We start from the raw sequence: 19870 nt of genomic DNA on the forward strand, positions 1-19870 counted from the left end.
GCCGGGAGGACCGGACAGGGCGGCGACGGTCAGGCTCCGCCGGAGGCGCGGAACGCCTCCGGCGGAGCCTGACCGGAGCTGTCCGGGGTACGGACGTGCGTACGGAACCGCCCTGGTGCTCGATACCGTAGGGATCATCATGAGCGCTTCGCAGACCCCGCCGCCCGTCCCCGCCGCCGTCCCCGCCGGTGCGGACGCCGACACCCCCACCCTCCTGGTGAAGATCTTCGGCAAGGACCGGCCGGGCATCACCGCAGGTCTCTTCGAGACGCTGGCCGCCTACTCGCTGGACGTCATAGACATCGAGCAGGTCGTCACCCGCGGCCGCATCACCCTGTGCGCCCTGGTCACCACGCCGGGCGGGAGCGGCTCCGAGGGGGGGCTGCGGGCGACCGTGCACTCCTGGGCGGAGTCGATGCGGCTCCAGGCGGAGATCATCTCGGGCCGGGGCGACAACCGGCCGCGCGGCACCGGCCGTTCCCACGTCACCGTGCTCGGCCATCCGCTGACCGCCGAGGCCACGGCCGCCATCGCCGCCCGGATAACCGGTGTCGGCGGCAACATCGACCGGATCTTCCGGCTGGCGAAGTACCCGGTCACGGCGGTGGAGTTCGCGGTGTCCGGCACCGGGACGGAGGAGCTGCGCACCGCCCTGGCCCCGAAGGCGGCGGCCCTGGGCGTGGACGTCGCCGTCGTCGCCGCCGGGCTGCACCGCCGGGCGCAGCGCCTGGTGGTGATGGACGTGGACTCCACGCTCATCCAGGACGAGGTGATCGAACTGTTCGCGGCGCACGCCGGCTGCGAGGAGGAGGTCGCCGGGGTGACCGCCGCCGCGATGCGCGGCGAGCTGGACTTCGAGCAGTCGCTGCACGCCCGGGTGGCACTGCTGGAAGGGCTTGACGAGTCGGTGGTCGACAAGGTGCGCGCCGAGGTCCGGCTCACGCCGGGGGCCCGCACCCTCATCCGCACGCTCAAGCGCCTGGGCTATCAGGTGGGCGTGGTGTCGGGCGGCTTCACGCAGGTCACCGACGATCTGCGGGAGCGGCTGGGGCTGGACTTCGCCTCGGCCAACACCCTGGAGATCGTGGACGGGAAGCTGACCGGCCGGGTCGTCGGGGAGGTCGTGGACCGGGCGGGCAAGGCCCGGCTGCTGCGCCGCTTCGCGGCGGAGGCCGGGGTGCCGCTGGCCCAGACCGTGGCGATCGGCGACGGCGCCAACGACCTGGACATGCTCAACACCGCGGGGCTCGGGGTCGCGTTCAACGCCAAGCCGGTGGTGCAGGAGGCCGCGCACGCCGCGGTGAACGTGCCGTTCCTGGACACCGTGCTGTACCTGCTGGGCGTCACGCGCGAGGAGGTCGAGGCGGCCGACACCGCGGTGTGAGGCTGCCGGGCGCGGGCATCCGCACGGACGCACGGGCCCGCCGGAGCGGATCGAGTCCGGACCGGCGGGCCCGTCACCGTCCTCGGCCGTGCGCCGTCAGTCGCGCGCGTCATGCGCGTCATGCGCGTCAGTCGTGCGGTGCCCAGTGCGCCTCGAGGCGGCCCTTCCCGAGCTCCACGGACTTCCAGGAGCCGGTGAAGGAGACCACGGCCGCGGCGGAGGTGGGGAAGCCGATGCGGTCGAGCCGGCTCCTGGCGTCCTCCTCGGCCTCTCCGGCGAGGGCGTCGGCCATGGCGTGCATACCGGGGTTGTGGCCGACGAGCATGAGGTCCACGATGTCGTCCGGCACCTCGTTGACCACCGCGATCAGTTCGCCGAGCGAGGCCTCGTAGAGCCGCTCCTCGTAGACCGTCCTCGGCCGCTGCGGCAGTTCGTGGACGACCAGCTTCCAGGTCTCGCGGGTGCGGGCGGCGGTGGAGCAGAGGGTGAGGTCGGGGACGATGCCGCTGGCTGCGAGCCAGCGGCCGGCGGCCGGTGCGTCCCTGCGCCCCCGCTCCGCGAGGGGCCTGTCGTGGTCCGCCACGTCGTCGGGCCAGTCGGCTTTGGCATGTCGGAGGATGACGATCCTGCGTGACACATCGGCGCTCATGCCTCCAGCTTCGCACGAACGGCGGCGTGTGGCGCGAGGGGTTGGGAACCCTCCCCGACCGGGTGACCCCACGGGCGGAGGCAACCGGTCAGCGCGACAGGAGTTCCCAGAGCCGGCCCAGCAGATCCGCGAGATACCCCTGGGACCCGGCGTCGGCGGCCTCGGCCCCACCCGCGCCGGCGAGCAGGGCCAGCAGCGCCGCGAAGGCGATCACGGGCAGTACCGCGGCCCACCACGGCAGCCGTGCGTCCGCGCCGCCGGCCGCCGGCCGGGGGGTGTGCCGGGTGGGTGCGTGGGCCGTCATCGGGCTCGCCTCCGTCGTCTTCCGTGGCGTCTTGGGCGTGTGCTCCGACGCTACGGACCGCGGGGCGGCCGATCCATCCGGTGATCCACCCATTGCCCCCTGAGCCCGGCCCCCTAGGGGATGGTGGGGCCTGCCCCACCACGGCTCCGCCGCCCGCCGAGGAGCGGGGGCGGAGCCGGTACGGCTACGGGGCGATGGCGGAGGCGAGGACGCCGATCACGACCGTGACGCCGAGCATCGCGCCGAGGACGAGGAGCAGCTTCTTCTGGCCGTTGGGCGGGTTGGGTTCGAGCACTGGCATGGGCCCAGTGTCGCACTCAGCCGCCGTCCTCGACGCATCGGTCCCGGCCCGCCACCAGGCCCACCGCGAGCTGGGCGGTCATCAGGGCGGCCATCAGCGCCAGGGGGGCGTGCCAGCCTCCGGTGTGCTGGTGGAGGGCCCCGACCAGCAGCGGCCCGGGAACGGCGATCAGGTAACCGGTGCCCTGCGCGAAGGCGGAGAGCTTGGCGACCCCGGCGCCGGTCCGCGCCCGCATCCCGATCATGGTGAGGACGAGGGGGAAGGCGCAGTTGGAGATGCCCAGCAGCAGCGCCCAGGCCCAGGCCCCCTGCGCGGGGGCGAACCACAGTCCGGCGTATCCGCCCAGTCCGCAGCAGGCCAGGACGGCGACGAGGGGGCCTTGGTGACCGAGCCGGGCGGCGATCCGCGGCAGTACGTAGGACAGGGGGATGCTCATCCCCATGGTGACCGCCAGCAGCAGTCCGGCGGTGGGCGCGGGGACCCCGGCGTCGCGGAAGATCTGCGGCAGCCAACCCATGACGACGTAGGCGGCGGTGGCCTGGAAGCCGAAGAAGACGCCGAGCGACCAGGCGGTGACGGAGCGGGTGATGCGGATCCCTGCTTCGGGACCGCCCCCACCGGCCCCGGCGTCGGCGCCCGCCCCAGCGTCGGCGCCCGCCCCGGCGTCGTCGGGTGCGGCGGTACGGGCGCGGGCGGCGCGTACGACCGGCGCCCACACCAGCAGGGCGAGGGCGCCGGGCAGCGCCCACATCCCGAGCCCGAGGCGCCAGTCGCCCTCCAGCGTCCGGACCGCCGGGACGGTGAGGGCGGCGGCCGCGGCGGTGCCCACGGAGAGCGCCATGGAGTACAGGCCGGTCATCGGGCCGATCCGGTCGGGGAACCAGCGCTTGACGACCACGGGCATCAGGACGTTGCCGGCCGCGATGCCCGCCAGCGCCAGTGCGCTGGAGGCCAGGAACCAGACCGTTCCGCCGGCGAGGGGGCGCAGCGCCAGCCCGGTGGTGACGGCGGCCATCCCGGCGAGCACCACGGCGGCCGGCCCCCAGCGGCGGGCCAGCCGGGGCGCGGCGCCGCCGAAGACGGCGAAGCAGAGGGCGGGCGCGGAGGTCAGCAGCCCGGCGACGGTGCCGTTCATCGCCAGCGCTTCGCGGACCTCCTCCAGGAGCGGGCCGAGCGCGGTGATGGCGGGGCGCAGGTTGAAGGCGGCCAGGACGACGCCCGCGACCAGCAGCCGCCGCGCCCACGGGGATGCGCTCGCGGCGGCAGCCGGCGGAGCGTCCGGGGTGGCGCGGGTGCCTACGCTGTCCGGGTTCCCCTCCTCGGCCCGGTGGTCGATGGTCATGGGATCGTCAGCCATGACAGGCATCATAGAATCATCGGATGAATTGAGGCCACTCGGTGCGCCTCTCCGCTCGCTCGCCGTGCCCGCCGCACCCGCCGACCCGGGAAGTGCCATGCCCCTGACCTCGCCCCGCCGCTCCGCCCTGGCCGACCAGGTCATCGACGCCCTGCGCGACCAGATCACCTCCGGCGAGTGGCCGGTGGGCTCCCGCATCCCGACCGAGCCCGAGCTGGTCGAGCAGCTCGGCGTGGCCCGCAACACCGTGCGCGAGGCCGTGCGGGCCCTCGCCCACAACGGACTGCTGGACATCCGGCAGGGCTCGGGCACCTATGTGGTGGCCACCAGCGAACTCGCCGGGGTCATGCACCGCCGCTTCGCGGACGCCGACCCGCGCGACGTGGCCGAGCTGCGCTCGGCGCTGGAGGCCGAGGCCGCCCGGCTGGCCACGCACCGCCGCACCGAGCAGGACCTGCGCCAGCTGCGGGCACTGCTGCGCCGGCGCGAGGCCGCCTGGGAGACGGGCGAGGTGGAACGCTTCGTGGAGGCCGACGTCACACTGCATCTGGCGATCGTCAGGGCGTCCCACAACGAGGTGCTCACCGCGCTCTACGCCGACCTCGGCACCGTCGTGCGCACCTTCCTCCGCAACGACGTGGGCGAGGAGTTGCGCTCGGAGGGGTATCTGGACCACGGGCGGCTGGTGGACGCCATCGCCGACCGCGACGCGGAGACGGCCGCGCGGGAGGCGGGCTCGTACGCCCGGACCTGCCGCGGCTCCGGCGCCCGCGGCTGACCCCGCTCCCCGGGGCCGCAGGCGTTGTTCCGCGGCACGCCGCGGGGCCGCCCCCCGGTCCCGGGCCGGGACCGGGGGGCGGCCCCGGGGTTCCTCCGATCGCGGACGCGCTACGCGCCCATCATGTGCACGCCGCCGTCCACGTGCACGATCTCGCCGGTCGTCTTCGGGAACCAGTCCGAGAGCAGGGCGACCACGCCGCGCGCGGCGGGCTCGGGGTCGGCGAGGTCCCAGCCGATCGGGGCGCGGGTCTTCCACACGTCCGCCAGCTCCTCGAAGCCCGGAATGGACTTGGCGGCCATGGACTTGATGGGCCCGGCCGACACCAGGTTGCAGCGGATGTTCTTGTGGCCCAGGTCGCGGGCGAGGTAGCGGGAGGTGGACTCCAGGGCTGCCTTGGCCACGCCCATCCAGTCGTACTTGGGCCAGGCCACCTGCGCGTCGAAGTCCATGCCGACGACCGAGCCGCCGCGCTTCTCGAGCAGCGGCAGCAGGGCCATGGTCAGCGACTTCAGGGAGTACGCCGAGACCTCGACGGCCGTGGCGACCGACTCCCAGCCGGTGTTGAGGAAGTTGCCGCCGAGCGCGTCCTGCGGCGCGAAGCCGATGGAGTGCACGACCCCGTCCAGTCCGACGCCCTCGCCGAGGTGCTCGGCGACCTTGCCGGCCAGGGTGTCCAGGTGCTCGCTGTTCTGCACGTCCAGCTCGATCACCGGGGCCTCCTTGGGAAGCCGCTTGGCGATGCGCTGCACCAGCGTCAGCCGTCCGAAACCGGTGAGGACGACCTCGGCGCCCTCCTCCTGCGCCAGCCGGGCGACGTGGAAGGCGATCGAGGAGTCGGTGAGCACCCCGGTGACGAGGATGCGCTTTCCGGCGAGAAGTCCGCTCATGACGTTCAGTGACCCATGCCCAATCCGCCGTCCACGGGAATGACGGCTCCGGTGATGTACGCGGCCTCCTCCGAGGCCAGGAAACGCACCGAGGAGGCGATCTCCTCGGGCCGGGCGTAGCGGCCCAGCGGGACCTGTTCGACGATCCTGGCGCGCTGCTCGTCGGTGAGCGCGCGCGTCATGTCGGTGTCCACGAAACCCGGTGCGACCACGTTGCAGGTGATGCCGCGGGAGCCCAGCTCCCGGGCGACCGAGCGGGCGAAGCCGACCAGACCGGCCTTGGAGGCGGCGTAGTTGGCCTGTCCCGCCGAGCCCAGCAGGCCGACGACGGAGGAGATCAGCACGATGCGGCCCCGGCGGGCGCGGAGCATGCCCCGGCAGGCGCGCTTGACGACCCGGAAGGTGCCGGTGAGGTTGGTCTCCACCACGGAGGTGAAGTCCTCCTCGGACATCCGCAGGAGCAACTGGTCCCGGGTGACACCGGCGTTGGCGACCAGCACCTCGACCGGGCCCTGCCTCTCCTCGATCTCCTTGTAGGCCTGCTCCACCTGCTCGGCGTCGTTGATGTCGCACTTGACGGCGCAGAAACCCTCCGGCGGCTCACCGGACCGGTAGGTGACGGCGACCTTGTCGCCCGCGTCGGCGAACGCCCGGGCGATGGCCAGGCCGATGCCGCGGTTGCCTCCGGTGACGAGAACCGAGCGGCTCAAGGGAACACCCTCTTCCGTAGGGAGCAGGTACTCCGCAAGAAACTATCGTCCGGCCCCGCGAGCCGGAGAACGGGTCCCCGACAGGGGCTTTGCCGGGCTCCTGTGGGATTCCTACAGAAAGGCGCCCCGCGCCGGGGCGTACGCCCGACCCCGGAGCCCGCACGGGGAGCGACTGTACGGGAATCAGGCAATCACACAGTGTTTTGGTCCGCTCCCCCGGGTCGCGCATGGTGCAGGAGCGCGAGGAGGCGCATCATGACGGTGATGCTCGAACGGCCGACGGCCACAGACGTTCCCTCCGGCACCGCCCGCTTCCGGGCGCCGTGCCGCACTCTGCCGGACATGGAGGAGCAGGCCGCCACGGTGTTCCGGCGTCCGTCCGAGCGGGGTTGCGACTCGCGGCCGACCACGCCCTTCGGGGACCCGCTGCGCATCCCCGCCTTCGGCTGCGACCTGGACACCTCCGGTTTCAAGACCCCCGCCGGGAAGCCGGACGGCGCGGAAGGCCGGTGAAGCGGAGCGGCTCCGCCGGGGACCGGTGAGCGGGGGCGCCTGCCCCGGATCAGCCGGATCAGCCCTCCGGGACCGGCGGCGGTCCGGCGACGGCGGGCCCGGTGCCCGGACTCCGGTCCCCCTCCCCGGCCTCCTCGCCCTCGCCCTCGTCCCCGGGGCGTTCGCGTCCGGTCCTCGCGGACCGCTCCTCCCCCTCGGGGCGGCGCTCCCTCTCCGCCTCGTTCCGCTCCCTGCCCGTGCCGGCCTTCATCTCGGACGGGTCGTGCTGCCTGCCGTCGTAGGGCCCTGAGTAGTCGCTCACGGCACGCTCCTTCCCGCGCTTCTCTCCAACGGGCCGGCCCGCGGGCCGGCCCGGTCGCGGGTACCCCGGAGCACCGCGGGAACACACCGGCGGCCGGATCACTTCCGGCTCCCGCGGCTCTCACGGCGGTCCCGGAGGGCCACGGCGAGCACCGGCACCAGGCCGACCGCGATCGGGGCGAGTACCGCGGCGAGCAGCCAGGCGGGCACGTGCGGGTCCGGTTCGGTCCGCCACATCACCGCGCACGTCACGGCCATCGACAGGCCGATGCAGAAGCCGAGCTGGAGCGTGGCCCTGGCCGTCCGCAGCGCCGAGGCGCGGGTGGCGGGGCGGTTGATCAGGGAGGAGGCACGCTCGCCGGGGGCGAGTTCGTCCGCGGGACGCATCCGCAGCGCCGCCGCCGAGGTGGCGGCCATCACCGCGACGGTCCCGGCGTATATCAGCACGGGGAGGAAGACCGCGCCGACGGACTTGTCCGCCCAGGCGTCGATTCCGCCGGGGCCGATGTGCTGCGGCACCCTCTCCGGCAGGCTCGGGTACACCGCAACGCCCCAGACCGTCAGCCCCGCCAGCACGGCGAGCTGCGGCAGCAGCCACACCCACGGAAAGTCCGGCCGGCTCTCGTCCCCGTCCCCCATGTTCCCCTCCCGGGTGCTTTCCTCTTCGCTCCCCCGCCCCTTCACCGGCCAGGGTAGGCCCCGCCGGGGCCGCGGCCGCCGTTCACCGGCCACGGCCGGCCTGTGGAACATGGTTCACTGCGGTCATGCACCGACAAGGAGGAGCGTCCGTGGTCCACGAGATCGATGAGTCCTTCCTGGCGCTGCCGCTGCGCGCGCTCGCCGACGCGGCGCTCGCGCGGGCCCGGGCGCTGGGGGCCGAGCACGCCGACTTCCGTTTCGAGCGCAACCGCAGCGCCTCCTGGCGGCTGCGCGACGCGAAACCGGCCGGGTCCTCGGACATCACCGACGCCGGATACGCGGTGCGCGTGGTGCACGACGGCGCGTGGGGTTTCGCCTCGGGGGTGGATCTGACGATGGACGCCGCCGCGAGGGTGGCGGGCCGGGCCGTGGAGATGGCGAAGCTGTCGGCGAGGGTCGCCGAGGCCGCCGGCGACGGCGCGGCCGCGCGGAGCGGCTCCGCCGGGGGCCGGTGGGCGATGGGCGGACGGGTGGAGCTGGCGGACGAGCCGGTGCACGGTGAGCGCACCTGGGTCTCCTCCTACGAGGTCAGCCCGTTCGACGTGCCGGACGCGGAGAAGACCGCCCTGCTGGCCCAGTGGAGCGAGCGGCTGCTGGGGGCGGACGGCGTCTCGCACACGGACGCCTCGCTGCTGACCGTGCAGGAGAACAAGTTCTACGCGGACACCGCCGGCACCGTCACCACCCAGCAGCGCGTCCGCCTGCACCCGGAGCTGACGGCCGTGTCCGTGACCGACTCCGGCGACTTCGACTCGATGCGGACCCTGGCCCCGCCCGCCGGCCGGGGCTGGGAGTACATGACCGGCACCGGCTGGGACTGGGACGCGGAGCTGGCGCGCATCCCGGAGCTGCTGGCCGAGAAGATGCGCTCGCCCGGTGTGGAGGCGGGCTCCTACGACCTGGTGGTCGATCCCTCCAACCTGTGGCTGACGATCCACGAGTCGATCGGCCACGCCACCGAGCTGGACCGGGCGCTGGGCTACGAGGCGGCGTACGCGGGCACCTCCTTCGCCACGCCCGACAAGCTCGGCACGCTCAAGTACGGCTCGCCGGTCATGAACGTCACCGGCGACCGCACCGCCGAGCACGGGCTGGCCACCATCGGCTACGACGACGAGGGCGTCGAGGCGCAGTCCTGGGATCTGGTCAGGGACGGGATCCTGGTGGGCTACCAGCTCGACCGGCGGATGGCGAGGCTGACCGGGCTGGGCCGCTCCAACGGCTGCGCCTACGCCGACTCCCCCTCCAGCGTCCCCGTGCAGCGCATGGCCAACGTCTCGCTCCGGCCCGATCCGGACGGGCCGTCCACCGAGGAGCTGATCTCCCGGGTGGAGCGGGGGATCTACGTGGTCGGCGACCGCTCGTGGTCGATCGACATGCAGCGCCACAACTTCCAGTTCACCGGGCAGCGTTTCTTCCGGATCGAGAACGGACGGCTCGCCGGGCAGCTCCGCGACGTGGCCTACCAGGCCACCACCACCGACTTCTGGGGCTCGATGGAGGCCGTGGGCGGGCCGCGGACGTATGTGCTCGGCGGCGCTTTCAACTGCGGCAAGGCCCAGCCGGGCCAGGTCGCGTCCGTCTCGCACGGCTGCCCCTCCGCGCTCTTCCGCGGCGTCAACATCCTCAACACCGCCCAGGAGGCCGGCCGATGACCCCCTCTTCCACGTCTCCCGCTCCCCACGAGGTCGTCGAGCGCGCCCTGGCGCTGTCGCGGGCCGACGGCTGCGTGGTCATCGCCGACGAGGAGTCCACCGCCAATCTGCGGTGGGCGGGCAACACGCTGACCACCAACGGCGTCACCCGCGGCCGCACCCTCACCGTCGTCGCGACCGTCGGCGGTCTTGAGGGGACGGCGTCGGGGGTGGTCTCCCGTTCGGCCGTCACCGACGACGACATCGAGCCGCTGGTGCGGGCCGCGGAGGAGGCGGCGCGTACGGCGGGCCCGGCCGAGGACGCCCGGCCGCTGGTGGAGGGCACTCCCGCCTCCGCCGGCTTCACCGAAGCCCCGGCCGAGACCTCCTCGTCGGTGTTCGACTCCTTCGCCCCGGCGCTGGGCGAGTCCTTCGCGCGGGCCCGCTCCGAGGGCCGGGAGCTGTACGGCTTCGCCCACCACCAGATGGTCTCCACCTACCTGGGGACCTCCACCGGACTGCGGCTGCGCCACGACCAGCCCACCGGCACCCTGGAGATCAACGCCAAGTCCCCCGACCGCACCCGCTCGGCGTGGGCGGGGCGGGCGACCCGCGACTTCGCCGACGTCGATCCGCTGGCGCTGGACGCGGAGCTGGCACGGCGGCTGGAGTGGGCCGGGCGGCAGGTGGAGCTGGAGGCGGGGCGGTACGAGACGCTGCTGCCGCCCAGTGCCGTGGCGGACCTGCTGATCTACCAGATGTGGTCGTCGGCGGGACGCGACGCCGCCGAGGGGCGCACGGTGTTCAGCAGGCCCGGCGGCGGCACCCGGGTGGGCGAGCGGCTGTCGGAGCTGCCGCTGAGGCTCTACAGCGATCCGGGCGCGCCCGGTCTGGAGGCGTCGCCGTTCGTGATCGCGCACTCCTCCGGCGACGACGCCTCGGTCTTCGACAACGGCCTGCCGCTGCGGGCCACCGACTGGGTGCGCGACGGCGAGCTGCGTCGTCTGCTGACCACCCGGCACTCGGCGGAGCTGACGGGCCTGCCGGTGGCGCCGGGGATCGACAACCTGGTCCTGGACGCGGGCGGCACCGCGTCGCTGGAGGAGATGGTCGCCGGCTCCGGGCACGACGGCCCGGCCCTGCTGCTGACCTGCCTGTGGTACATCCGCGAGGTGGATCCGGCGACGCTGCTGCTGACGGGGCTGACCCGCGACGGCGTCTATCTGGTGGAGAACGGCGAGGTCACGGGTGCGGTGAACAACTTCCGCTTCAACGAGTCGCCGGTCGACCTGCTGTCGAGGGCCACCGAGGCGGGGCGGACCGAGCGCACCCTGCCGCGCGAGTGGTCGGACTGGTTCACACGGGCGGCGATGCCCGCCCTGCGTGTGCCGGACTTCAACATGAGCTCCGTCAGCCGGGGTGTGTGAGCGGCGGCGCGAAGGGGACGGTGCGTTCTCCCGCACCGTCCCCTTCCGCCGGTCCCCCTCCCCGGCGACGGGAGGCTTCCCCCCTCTCACCTGGAGGTCCGGTCCGTCAGGCCGTCCGCCTGCCTCCGCCCCTGATCTTGGCGTACAGGGGCGTGCCCAGCGCGACGATCAGGACGGCGCCGGCAAGCTGGAGCAGGTGCCGGATCCAGTCGATGCCCGCGGTGTCATCCACCCCGATCCCACTGGCCACGGCGTTCCCGATGACGCTGCCGATGATTCCGAAGATGGCGGTCAGCCACAGCGGGATGTTCTGCCTGCCGGGAAGGATGGCGCGGGCCAGCACACCCAGGACCAGACCCACGATGATCGCCCACAACCAGCTCATGTCGCCTCCTCGTGCGGTGCGCTCCGTGCGCGGCGCGTTCGGTTCGTGCGGTGGGGTGCCTCCGTCGCACGGCCGCTGAGCCGTCCGGGTGGGAGCCGTCCCCGGCGCATCGGGTGCCCTCTGCCCGGCGTCGTATGCGGCGGAGTCGGGGCGTAGTGTGGAAAAGGCCGGGAACCAGGCGGGAACGCTCCCGGATGCCGGCCGCAGGAGCAGGTGGTGAGTGTGAGGCGCAGGCAGCGCGGTCCCGAGGTCTTCCGGATCACCGGAGCCCGTCAGGGGCTGGCGGAGGACGTCCGGGGGCGGGAGCGGCGCTATGTGGTCTCGATGCTGGTACGCACCGTGGCGGTCCTGCTGACCGTGGTGCTGTGGGACGTGCAGCGTCCGCTCGCCGTGGCCGCCCTGGTGCTCGGCGCGGCCCTGCCGTACGTGGCGGTGGTGATCGCCAACGCGGGGCGGGAGAACACTCCCGCGCTCCCCGGCTCCCTCGTCTCCGCCCCGCCCCGGCAGGCGCTGGGGCCGGCCGGACGCCCGGCGGACACCGGGGAGCGCGAGCCCGGTCCGAGGACGCGCACGATACGGCAGGATCCGCTGGAGCAGGACGAACCGGAGGCCGGGCGGGGGCCGGATCACAGGGCGGAACCAGGCGGTGAGCAGGGTCCGGGCCGTCAGGAGTACCGGCGCCCGGAACCGGGGCAGGAGCCGAGCCGCTCGGGCCCCGGCCGGCGCGACTGATCCGCCGCGCCCCGGAAGCTCAGGAAAACCTCAGATCAATCATGCTGTTCCGGTGCCCCGGCGACGGGTGCGCGTGCCATACTGCGTACACGCTCCGCATCCCCCGTCGGAGCGACAGACCGACGCCGGGCGGCTCCCCCCGTGGCTGCCCGGCGTCGTCGTGTCCGGACCATGTTCGGATCGCGTTCGGATCGTGTTTGGATGGGGGCGTGACCGATCCCGTGACCGCTCCCCTGCCCGGCGCCGCCGCCCCCGTCTGCTCCGCCAAGGGCTGCCGTGAGGCCGCCGTGTGGGTACTGGCCTGGAACAATCCCAAGCTGCACACTCCGGAGCGCCGCAAGACCTGGCTGGCGTGCGAGGAGCACCGCGAGCACCTGTCACGGTTCCTGGGGGCGCGGGACTTCCTGAAGGACGTGGTGACCCTCGCCGAGTGGGAGGGCCGGGGAGGCCGGGAGGGCGGACAGGGTCCGGAGGGGTCAGCCGCCGATCGCTGACATCGGGCGGGCCGGCTGGAGGAAGGACGGGTCGTCCAGGCCGGAGCCGGCCTTCTTGCCCCACATCGCGGCCTTCCACAGCCGGGCGATCTCGGTGTCGTCGGCGCCCGAGCGCAGCGCGCCGCGCAGGTCCGACTCCTCGCGGGCGAAGAGGCAGGTGCGCACCTGTCCGTCGGCCGTCAGCCGGGTGCGGTCGCAGGTGCGGCAGAAGGGCCTGGTGACGGAGGCGATCACGCCGACGCGGTGCGGACCGCCGTCGACGATCCAGCGTTCGGCGGGCGCCGAGCCCCGGCTGTCCTCCCCCTCCGGGGTGAGGGAGAAGCGGGTGCGCAGGGAGGCGAGGATGTCGCCCGCGGTGATCATGCCCTCGCGGCGCCAGCCGTGCTGGGCGTCCAGCGGCATCTGCTCGATGAAACGCAGTTCGTAGGAGTGCTCGACGGCCCAGGCGAGCAGATCGGGGGCCTCGGTGTCGTTGAGGCCCGGCATCAGCACGGCGTTGACCTTGACCGGGGAGAGCCCCGCCGTGCGGGCGGCCGCCAGACCGGCGAGGACGTCGGCGTGGCGCCTGCGGCGGGTCATCCGCGAGAAGACCTCGGCGTCGAGGGTGTCCAGGGAGACGTTGACCCGGTCCAGTCCGGCCGCGCGCAGCGCCTCGGCGGTGCGCTCCAGGCCGATGCCGTTGGTCGTCAGCGACAGCCTCGGGCGCGGCTCCAGGGCGGCACAGCGCTCGACGATGCCCACCAGCCCGGGGCGCAGCAGCGGCTCGCCGCCGGTGAAGCGCACCTCCTCCACGCCGAGCAGGGTCACCGCGACGCGGACCAGGCGGACGATCTCGTCGTCCGTGAGCAGCTCGGGCTTGGCGAGCCACTTCAGGCCCTCCTCGGGCATGCAGTAGGTGCACCTCAGATTGCACCGGTCGGTGAGCGACACGCGCAGATCGGTGGCGACCCGGCCGTAGGTGTCCAGCAGCATGCCGACAGTACCCTCCCACGGTTGGACATCTGCCTCGCAGCGTACGCGACGCCCGCGCCGTCCGTCGGGGGACGCCACGGCGGGAACGGGGGTTCGGTGTCCGGGAGGCGGTTCGGCCATTGCCGCTCCCCCCGTGTGAGCGATAGCTTCCGTCGTCATACATCCGTACGGTCAAGTCCGATAACCGGACGGGTTGTTGAGACCCCTGCGTTCACACAGACACGGAGAACCCATGGCATCGAGACCTTCCAGCCGACGCCGCGCCATCGCGGTGCCGGTCGGGTTGGCGCTGACCGCCTCCCTGGCCCTGCTGCCGGGCGCCGGAACGGCGCTGGCGCAGGAAGCCGGCGTCCCGGCGGCCGCGACGGCGGCCGCGGACGGTGAGCAGTTGTCGTACGTGGTCAACACCTCCTCCCACCCCGGCACGATCAGGCGGGTGGAGCGGGAGATAGCCAGGGCGGGCGGCACGGTCGTCGTCACCCACCGGGACATCGGCGTGATCGTCGTCCACTCGGCGAACCCCGGCTTCGCCGAGCGGATGCGCGAGGTGCGCGGGGTGCACTCCGCCGGCGCCACCCGCACCGCGCCGCTCAGGTCGGCGGGCACGACCGAGGTCGGCGCCCCGCAGTACGTGTCGGAGCCGGCCCGCACCGGCGCGGCCACGGCCTCCGCCGAGGGCGAGCCGATGGAGGCCGACCTGTGGGGCCTGCGCGCCATCCGCGCGGACGAGGCCGCGAAGGTCAACCCGGGCAGCGACAAGGTCACCGTCGCGGTCATCGACACCGGTGTGGACGACACCCACCCGGATCTGGCCCCGAACTTCTCGGCGGGCCAGTCGGCGAACTGCGTCGGCGGCGTGGCCGACACCTCCGAGGGCGCCTGGCGGCCGTACACCGACGGCGACTACCACGGCACACACGTCGCGGGCTCCATCGCCGCGGCGCGCAACGGCATCGGCGTGGCGGGCGTCGCGCCGGGCGTGAAGGTCTCCTCCATCAAGGTGAGCGAGCCCGACACCAGCCTCTTCTACCCGGAGGCCGTGATCTGCGCGTTCGTCTTCGCGGCCGACAAGGGGGTGGAGATCACCAACAACAGCTACTACGTCGACCCGTACCTGTACAACTGCGAGGACGACGCCGACCAGGGCGCGGTCGTGGAGGCGATCCGCCGGGCCGCTCGCTACGCCGAGCGCAGGGGCACGCTGCACGTCGCATCGGCGGGCAACTCCAACCACGACCTGGCCTCGGACGCGATCGTCGACGGCTCCAGCCCGAACGACACCACCCCGGTCGAGCGCACCATCGACCCGTCGGAGTGCCTGGACCTGCCCACCCAGCTGCCGGGCGTGGTGACGGTGACGGCCACGGGCGTACAGGACCTGAAGTCGTACTACTCCAGCTACGGGCACCGCGTCGCCGACGTGGCGGCGCCGGGCGGCGACCGGTTCCAGATCCCGGACACCCCGTCGGGCAACGGCCGGATCCTGTCGACCATGCCGAACGACTCCTACGCCTTCCTGCAGGGCACCTCGATGGCCAGCCCGCACGTCGCGGGCGTGGCGGCGCTGCTCAAGAGCAGGCACCCCTGGGCGAGCCCGGCGATGCTCCAGCTCATGATGAAGGCGCAGGCGGACAACCCCGGCTGCCCGGAGACCTACGACCCGGACGGCAACGGCGTCGAGGACTCCACCTGCGAGGGCGGCAAGCGCGTCAACGGTTTCTACGGCTACGGCATCGTCGACGCCCTGGACGCCGTCGAGTAACCGGGCGGTCCTCCCGCCGCGATGCCGGCGGCCCGTCAGGAAGCGGCGGAGACCGAGGGGTCGGACCCGGTGGGTCCGGCCCCTTCCGCGGTTCCGGGGGCGGTGGAGGCGGTTCCGAAGGCGGGTCCCGGCACCGGCGGCCGCCAGCCGGGACCGCGGAAGAGCCGCCCGGCGGCCTCGCGCCAGTCGCGCGCCGCCCGCAGGTCCCGGGCGATCGCCGCGTACTCGTGGGTGGCCACGCGCAGCGGGTTGTAGGTGTCGATGTTCTTGGTGAGCCCGTAGACGCACGGCTCGGTCTCGGGCGCGAAGGAACCGAAGAGCCGGTCCCACACGATGAGGATCCCGCCGAAGTTGCGGTCCAGGTAACCGCCCTGGGAGGCGTGGTGGACCCGGTGGTGCGAGGGCGTGTTGAACACGTACTCGACCGGCCCCGGCAGTCTGCCGATCCGCTCGGTGTGGATCCAGAACTGGTAGACCAGGTTGACCGAGTGGCAGAAGGCGAGCACGGCCGGGTGCATGCCGAGGAGGATCAGCGGCAGGTAGAACGGCCAGCCGGTCAGGGACGTCCAGGGCTGGCGCAGCGCGGTGGTGAGGTTGAACTTCCGGCTGGAGTGGTGCACCACGTGGCAGGCCCACAGGATGCGGATGACATGGTGGCCGCGGTGGGACCAGTAGTAGAAGAAGTCCTGTGCGAGGAGCATCGGCAGCAGCGTCCACCACTCGACGGGGATCCGCAGCGGGGTGAGCGCGTAGACCGCCGAGTAGACCGCCACGATCGGGATCTTCCACAGGGCGTCGAAGAAGAGGCTGCCCAGGCCCATGGAGATGCTGGTGGCGGCGTCCTTGGCCTCGTATCCCGCGACGGGGCCGTCCGGCTCCTCGGGGTGGAGACGGTAGCTGACCACCTCCAGGGCCGTCAGCAGCAGGAAGGCGGGGATGGACCACAGCACGACGTCGGGGAGGTTCGGCACGCTCGGCATGGATGCACCGTAGGACCGCCCGGGGCCGGCGGCCAGACTCTGTTACCGACAAGTATGCGAGACGGCTCGTCAGCAACCCGGCCCACCTGTGGTGACCTGCGGTGATGCGAAGGTGTCAGTGGCGGCCCGTATTCTCTGGAACCATGCTCGATGACCAGTCGGCGGCCGAAGCGCGGCCCGCAGCGCAGCCCAGCACCCCGGCCTGGCCCACCGAATACCCCGACGCCTACGCGGTGGTGGACGTGGAGACCACGGGGCTCGCCCGGGACGACCGCATAGTCTCCGCGGCCGTCTACCGGCTGGACGCACGGGGTGATGTGATCGACCACTGGTACACCCCGGTCAATCCGCAGCGGGACCCCGGCCCGACCTGGATACACGGGCTGACGAGCGAGATGCTGGCCGACGCCCCGCTCTTCCCGCAGATCGCCGAGGAGTTCGCCGAGCGGCTGCGGGGCCGGGTGCTGGTCGCGCACAACGCGGTCTTCGACTGGTCGATGATCGCCCGCGAGTACGCCCGTGCCCGGTTGCCGGTCCCCGTACGGCAGCGGCTGTGCACCATCGCCCTGTCCAAGGAGCTGAACCTGCCGCTGGCCAACCACCGGCTGGAGACCCTCGCCGCGCACTACGGCGTCGTCCAGCGCCGGGCGCACCACGCGCTGGACGACGCCCGGGTGCTGGCCGAGGCGTTCCGGCCGAGCCTGCACCTGGCGGCCGCCGACCGCATACGCCTGCCCCTGCTGGCCTGCCGGCCGCTGACCGAGTGGACCGACTCCATCGTCTCCCCGGGCTCCTCCCCCGGCGCCTTCGGCGGGCGGGACTCGCGGCCCTACGCGGGCAGCTGGCGCCCCTCGCGCAAGCGCCCCCCGTGCCCGTACCCCAACCCCGGCCGGTACGAGCCGGGCAAGCCGCTGGTCCAGGGCATGCGGGTGGCGATCTCCGGGGACACCTCCGTGGACCGGGAGCTGCTGGAGGACCGGGCCGTCGAGGCCGGGCTCCACATCGCCGGCAGCGTCTCCCGCCTCACCAGCCTCCTGGTCACCAACGACCCCGACTCCGGCACCTCCAAGGTGGCCAAGGCGCGCGCCTTCGGCACCCCGGTGATCGACGAGGCGGCCTTCACCCAGCTGCTGCGGGAGGTGGCCCCCGCTCCGGGGAAGTGACGACCGGCGGGGTACCGTCGATGACTGTGCCACCCGTATCGTCCGCACCGTCCGCTTCCGCGTACCGCTTCCTGCTGTCCCGGCAGTGGGTGGTCCTCACCCTCGTAGCGCTCCTGCTGATCCCGGGCATGGTCAGGCTCGGCTTCTGGCAGCTCCACAGGCACGAGGACCGGGTGGCGCGCAACGAGCTGGTGGCCGAGAGCCTGGCCGCCGATCCGGTGCCCGTGGGGAAGCTGGCCGCTCCGGGCCGCGGCCCGGCCGATGCCGACCGGTACCGCCGGGTGACGGCCACCGGCGTCTACGACACCGGCGGCGAGACGGTCGTGCGCCAGCGCACCGGCGGGGACGGCCGGAGCATCGGCTACCACGTCCTGACCCCGCTGATCCGCGAGGACGGCACGGCCGTGCTGGTCAACCGCGGCTGGATCCCGGCGGGCGAGGATCTGACGAAGTTCCCCCAGGTGCCGGCGCCTCCCTCCGGCGAGGTCACCGTGACCGGGCGGCTGATGGCCGACGAGAAGGCCGGCAGCGGCGTCAAGGACAAGCGGGGGCTGCCGCCCCGCCAGGTGATGCTGATCGACAGCGCGCGGATGGCCGAGGAGCTGGACCGGCCGGTCCTGGGCGGCTACGTCGCGCTGGAGGAGACCTCGCCCGAGCCCTCCGCCGAGCAGCCCGAACGCCTTCCCGAACCGGACCACAGCGGCATCGGCCCGCACCTGGCGTACGCGTTCCAGTGGTGGCTGTTCGCCGCCGCCGTCCCCGTCGGCTGGGTGGTGCTGGTCCGCCGCGAGCGCGGGGATCGCCTGGCGCGGGACTCCGGCGCGCAGGCCGCCGCGGACGGGCGGACGGATGAACGGGCGGACGGCGAGGCCGCTGTCGGCCGGTCCGCCGTTCCGGCCCCCTCCGCTGCCGAAACGGCGGACCGACCGGCAGACTGATCCCCATGGATCTCGGACTTCAGGACAGGGTGTACCTCGTCACCGGCGCCACCCGCGGGCTGGGCTTCGCCACCGCGCGGGAACTGACCGCCGAAGGCGCGAAGGTGATCGTCACCGGACGGAGCGAGGAGACGGTGGCCGAGGCCGCCGGACGACTGGGCGGCGACGCCTTCGGCATGGTGGCGGACAACGCCGATCCGGCCGCGGCCGACCGCCTGGTGACGGCCGCCCATGAGCGCCACGGGCGCCTGGACGGGGTGCTGATCAGCGTCGGCGGGCCGCCGGCCGGCTCCCACGAGACGGTCACCGACGACCAGTGGCAGGCGGCCTTCGAGACGGTCTTCCTCGGTGCGGTGCGACTGGCCCGCACCGCGGCCGCGCGGCTGGGCGAGGGCGGGGTGATCGGCTTCGTCCTCTCCGGCTCGGTGCACGAGCCGATCCCCGGCCTGACGGTCTCCAACGGACTGCGGCCGGGGCTGGCCGGTTTCGCGAAGTCGCTGGCGGACGAGGTGGGGCCGCGCGGCATCCGGGTCGTCGGGCTGCTCCCGGGCCGTATCGACACCGACCGGGTGCGCGGCCTGGACGCCATGACCGGGGACGCCGACGCCGCTCGGAGGCGGACCTCGGCCGCGATCCCGCTGCGCCGCTACGGCACCCCGGAGGAGTTCGGCAGGGCGGCGGCGTTCCTGCTCTCCCCCGCCGCCTCCTACATCACCGGTGTGATGTTCCCGGTCGACGGCGGCGCCCGCCGCGGCTTCTGACCGTTCCGGCCGGGCATGTCCCGCCGCCGTCCCCGGCCCGCACCAAACCGCACCAAAGGGGGACGGCGGGGTGGCTCGGTCGGGGTGGGGCTCGGCGGGGGTGGCTCGGGCAGGGACGGCGCCTCAGCCCGTTCCCCCGCCCGGCCGCCGCGCCGAACGCAGCCGGATCTCCGCGGCCAGTCTGTCCAGGCCCGCCGAGACACGGGCGTGCTCCAGCGCCTCGTCCCGCACACGCGCGAGGATCTCGGCCGGGCTCGCGTGAGGGGCCACCGCCAGTGCGACCCGGGCCCGCACCCCGGCGCGGCGGCGGCCCAGCCTCACCCGGATCCGTTCCGCGCCCGGCAGGGCCCCGGCCTCCCCGGCCACGGCGTCCTCCAGGGTCCGGGTACCGACCAGGGCGCCGTAGCCGTCGCCGCTGTCGACCAGTACGGTGTCCGGCCGCTGCCGCCACAGCTGCGCCGACAGCCACCACAGGGCGAGCAGGAGTGCGACGGCGGGCACGCCGATCGCCAGGAGCCACCGCCACCAGTCCGCGTCCTGCCACCAGGCGGGTTCCCCCCGCCCGAGCAGCACCTCGTCCGGCCCGTCCCAGAAAAGATCCCGGGGCATGTCGAAGCCCCAGCGCCGCTGGAGGTCGAGCCCGCCCACCAGGGCCGCCAGTCCCAGCACCAGCAGTGCCAGTCCGGCCAGCCCCAGCAGAATCCGGTTCACCACCGTGAGCATCCGGTCCACCTCGC

At 73.5% G+C, this 19870-nt stretch carries 23 protein-coding genes; 11 read left to right on the plus strand and 12 right to left on the minus strand.

Annotation, left to right across the window (positions count from 1 at the left end; genetic code table 11):
• Window positions 1-139: 139 nt before the first annotated feature.
• Window positions 140-1384, plus strand: a complete 1245-nt coding sequence (gene serB, locus CUT83_RS03790) for a phosphoserine phosphatase SerB (RefSeq protein WP_101254492.1) — start codon at window positions 140-142, stop codon at window positions 1382-1384.
• Window positions 1385-1511: 127 nt separating this feature from the next.
• Here the strand turns inward: serB and CUT83_RS03795 are convergent, their stop codons facing one another.
• The 4 genes from CUT83_RS03795 to CUT83_RS03805 all read right to left on the minus strand — a co-directional run bounded on the left by CUT83_RS03795 (window position 1512) and on the right by CUT83_RS03805 (window position 3995).
• Window positions 1512-2033 carry a SixA phosphatase family protein gene (locus CUT83_RS03795; RefSeq protein WP_101254452.1) on the minus strand — a complete coding sequence of 174 codons (522 nt, stop codon included), beginning with the start codon at window positions 2031-2033 and terminating at the stop codon, window positions 1512-1514.
• An 88-nt stretch (window positions 2034-2121) separates the two neighbouring features.
• Entirely contained in the window at window positions 2122-2337 is a 216-nt protein-coding gene (locus CUT83_RS03800) for a hypothetical protein (protein WP_093848183.1), read from the minus strand.
• Between the two features lie 184 nt (window positions 2338-2521).
• The gene (locus CUT83_RS31330) at window positions 2522-2638 is read right to left on the minus strand and encodes an SGM_5486 family transporter-associated protein (protein WP_277347702.1); all 117 of its coding nucleotides are present in this window, start codon (window positions 2636-2638) and stop codon (window positions 2522-2524) included.
• A gap of 16 nt (window positions 2639-2654) precedes the next feature.
• The gene (locus tag CUT83_RS03805) at window positions 2655-3995 is read right to left on the minus strand and encodes a CynX/NimT family MFS transporter (protein ID WP_240957585.1); all 1341 of its coding nucleotides are present in this window, start codon (window positions 3993-3995) and stop codon (window positions 2655-2657) included.
• Between the two features lie 97 nt (window positions 3996-4092).
• Between CUT83_RS03805 and CUT83_RS03810 the strand changes: the two genes are divergently transcribed.
• Window positions 4093-4773: a FadR/GntR family transcriptional regulator gene (locus CUT83_RS03810; protein ID WP_101254454.1), complete on the plus strand. Its 681-nt coding sequence runs from the start codon at window positions 4093-4095 to the stop codon at window positions 4771-4773.
• Between the two features lie 110 nt (window positions 4774-4883).
• Here CUT83_RS03810 and fabI read toward each other — a convergent pair whose 3' ends face one another.
• A complete protein-coding gene (gene fabI / locus CUT83_RS03815; RefSeq protein ID WP_101254455.1) occupies window positions 4884-5663 on the minus strand; it encodes an enoyl-ACP reductase FabI in 780 nt (259 codons plus the stop codon).
• A gap of 5 nt (window positions 5664-5668) precedes the next feature.
• Window positions 5669-6373, minus strand: coding sequence for a 3-oxoacyl-[acyl-carrier-protein] reductase (fabG, locus tag CUT83_RS03820; RefSeq protein WP_101254456.1), 705 nt, complete (start codon window positions 6371-6373; stop codon window positions 5669-5671).
• 255 nt (window positions 6374-6628) lie between these two features.
• Here fabG and CUT83_RS03825 point away from each other — a divergent pair, with 255 nt between their 5' ends.
• Window positions 6629-6886, plus strand: coding sequence for a hypothetical protein (locus tag CUT83_RS03825; RefSeq protein ID WP_101254457.1), 258 nt, complete (start codon window positions 6629-6631; stop codon window positions 6884-6886).
• 58 nt (window positions 6887-6944) lie between these two features.
• On the opposite strand, the gene CUT83_RS03830 is transcribed toward CUT83_RS03825, so the two are convergent.
• Window positions 6945-7187 carry a hypothetical protein gene (locus CUT83_RS03830; protein WP_101254458.1) on the minus strand — a complete coding sequence of 81 codons (243 nt, stop codon included), beginning with the start codon at window positions 7185-7187 and terminating at the stop codon, window positions 6945-6947.
• 98 nt (window positions 7188-7285) lie between these two features.
• Window positions 7286-7825 carry a DUF1648 domain-containing protein gene (locus CUT83_RS03835; RefSeq protein ID WP_101254459.1) on the minus strand — a complete coding sequence of 180 codons (540 nt, stop codon included), beginning with the start codon at window positions 7823-7825 and terminating at the stop codon, window positions 7286-7288.
• A 149-nt stretch (window positions 7826-7974) separates the two neighbouring features.
• On the opposite strand from CUT83_RS03835, the gene CUT83_RS03840 reads away from it, so the two are divergent.
• Together CUT83_RS03840 and CUT83_RS03845 are read left to right on the plus strand one after the other, a co-directional pair.
• The gene (locus CUT83_RS03840; protein WP_101254460.1) at window positions 7975-9540 is read left to right on the plus strand and encodes a TldD/PmbA family protein; all 1566 of its coding nucleotides are present in this window, start codon (window positions 7975-7977) and stop codon (window positions 9538-9540) included.
• A complete protein-coding gene (locus CUT83_RS03845) occupies window positions 9537-10946 on the plus strand; it encodes a metallopeptidase TldD-related protein (protein ID WP_101254461.1) in 1410 nt (469 codons plus the stop codon). The genes CUT83_RS03840 and CUT83_RS03845 overlap by 4 nt, the downstream gene beginning before the upstream one ends.
• Before the next feature lie 106 nt (window positions 10947-11052).
• Here the strand turns inward: CUT83_RS03845 and CUT83_RS03850 are convergent, their stop codons facing one another.
• Window positions 11053-11331 (minus strand): GlsB/YeaQ/YmgE family stress response membrane protein, encoded by a 279-nt coding sequence (locus tag CUT83_RS03850; RefSeq protein WP_101254462.1) that lies wholly within the window; start codon window positions 11329-11331, stop codon window positions 11053-11055.
• Between the two features lie 216 nt (window positions 11332-11547).
• On the opposite strand from CUT83_RS03850, the gene CUT83_RS31685 reads away from it, so the two are divergent.
• Complete coding sequence (locus CUT83_RS31685) at window positions 11548-12063, plus strand: DUF3099 domain-containing protein (RefSeq protein WP_420882381.1); 516 nt, start codon at window positions 11548-11550, stop codon at window positions 12061-12063.
• Window positions 12064-12272: 209 nt separating this feature from the next.
• Window positions 12273-12557, plus strand: a complete 285-nt coding sequence (locus CUT83_RS03860) for a hypothetical protein (RefSeq protein ID WP_338104128.1) — start codon at window positions 12273-12275, stop codon at window positions 12555-12557.
• Here CUT83_RS03860 and moaA read toward each other — a convergent pair.
• A complete protein-coding gene (gene moaA / locus CUT83_RS03865) occupies window positions 12540-13529 on the minus strand; it encodes a GTP 3',8-cyclase MoaA (protein WP_101254463.1) in 990 nt (329 codons plus the stop codon). The two genes, CUT83_RS03860 and moaA, sit on opposite strands and share 18 nt — an antisense overlap.
• Before the next feature lie 232 nt (window positions 13530-13761).
• Here moaA and CUT83_RS03870 point away from each other — a divergent pair, with 232 nt between their 5' ends.
• Complete coding sequence (locus CUT83_RS03870; RefSeq protein ID WP_101254464.1) at window positions 13762-15291, plus strand: S8 family peptidase; 1530 nt, start codon at window positions 13762-13764, stop codon at window positions 15289-15291.
• 35 nt (window positions 15292-15326) lie between these two features.
• Here CUT83_RS03870 and CUT83_RS03875 read toward each other — a convergent pair whose 3' ends face one another.
• Entirely contained in the window at window positions 15327-16271 is a 945-nt protein-coding gene (locus CUT83_RS03875; RefSeq protein ID WP_101254465.1) for a sterol desaturase family protein, read from the minus strand.
• A gap of 143 nt (window positions 16272-16414) precedes the next feature.
• Here CUT83_RS03875 and CUT83_RS03880 point away from each other — a divergent pair, with 143 nt between their 5' ends.
• The 3 genes from CUT83_RS03880 to CUT83_RS03890 are packed head-to-tail and all read left to right on the plus strand — an operon-like array spanning window position 16415 to window position 19133.
• Window positions 16415-17434 carry a DEDDh family exonuclease gene (locus CUT83_RS03880; protein WP_101254466.1) on the plus strand — a complete coding sequence of 340 codons (1020 nt, stop codon included), beginning with the start codon at window positions 16415-16417 and terminating at the stop codon, window positions 17432-17434.
• Window positions 17435-17460: 26 nt separating this feature from the next.
• On the plus strand, window positions 17461-18372 hold the full coding sequence (locus CUT83_RS03885; RefSeq protein WP_240957588.1) for an SURF1 family cytochrome oxidase biogenesis protein: 912 nt from the start codon (window positions 17461-17463) through the stop codon (window positions 18370-18372).
• A gap of 5 nt (window positions 18373-18377) precedes the next feature.
• Complete coding sequence (locus tag CUT83_RS03890) at window positions 18378-19133, plus strand: SDR family oxidoreductase (RefSeq protein ID WP_101254467.1); 756 nt, start codon at window positions 18378-18380, stop codon at window positions 19131-19133.
• 123 nt (window positions 19134-19256) lie between these two features.
• Here the strand turns inward: CUT83_RS03890 and CUT83_RS03895 are convergent, their stop codons facing one another.
• Window positions 19257-19856 carry an alkaline shock response membrane anchor protein AmaP gene (locus CUT83_RS03895; RefSeq protein ID WP_101254496.1) on the minus strand — a complete coding sequence of 200 codons (600 nt, stop codon included), beginning with the start codon at window positions 19854-19856 and terminating at the stop codon, window positions 19257-19259.
• Between the last annotated feature and the right edge of the window lie 14 nt (window positions 19857-19870).

Source organism: Streptomyces barkulensis (assembly GCF_002843305.1).
GTDB lineage: Bacteria > Actinomycetota > Actinomycetes > Streptomycetales > Streptomycetaceae > Streptomyces > Streptomyces barkulensis.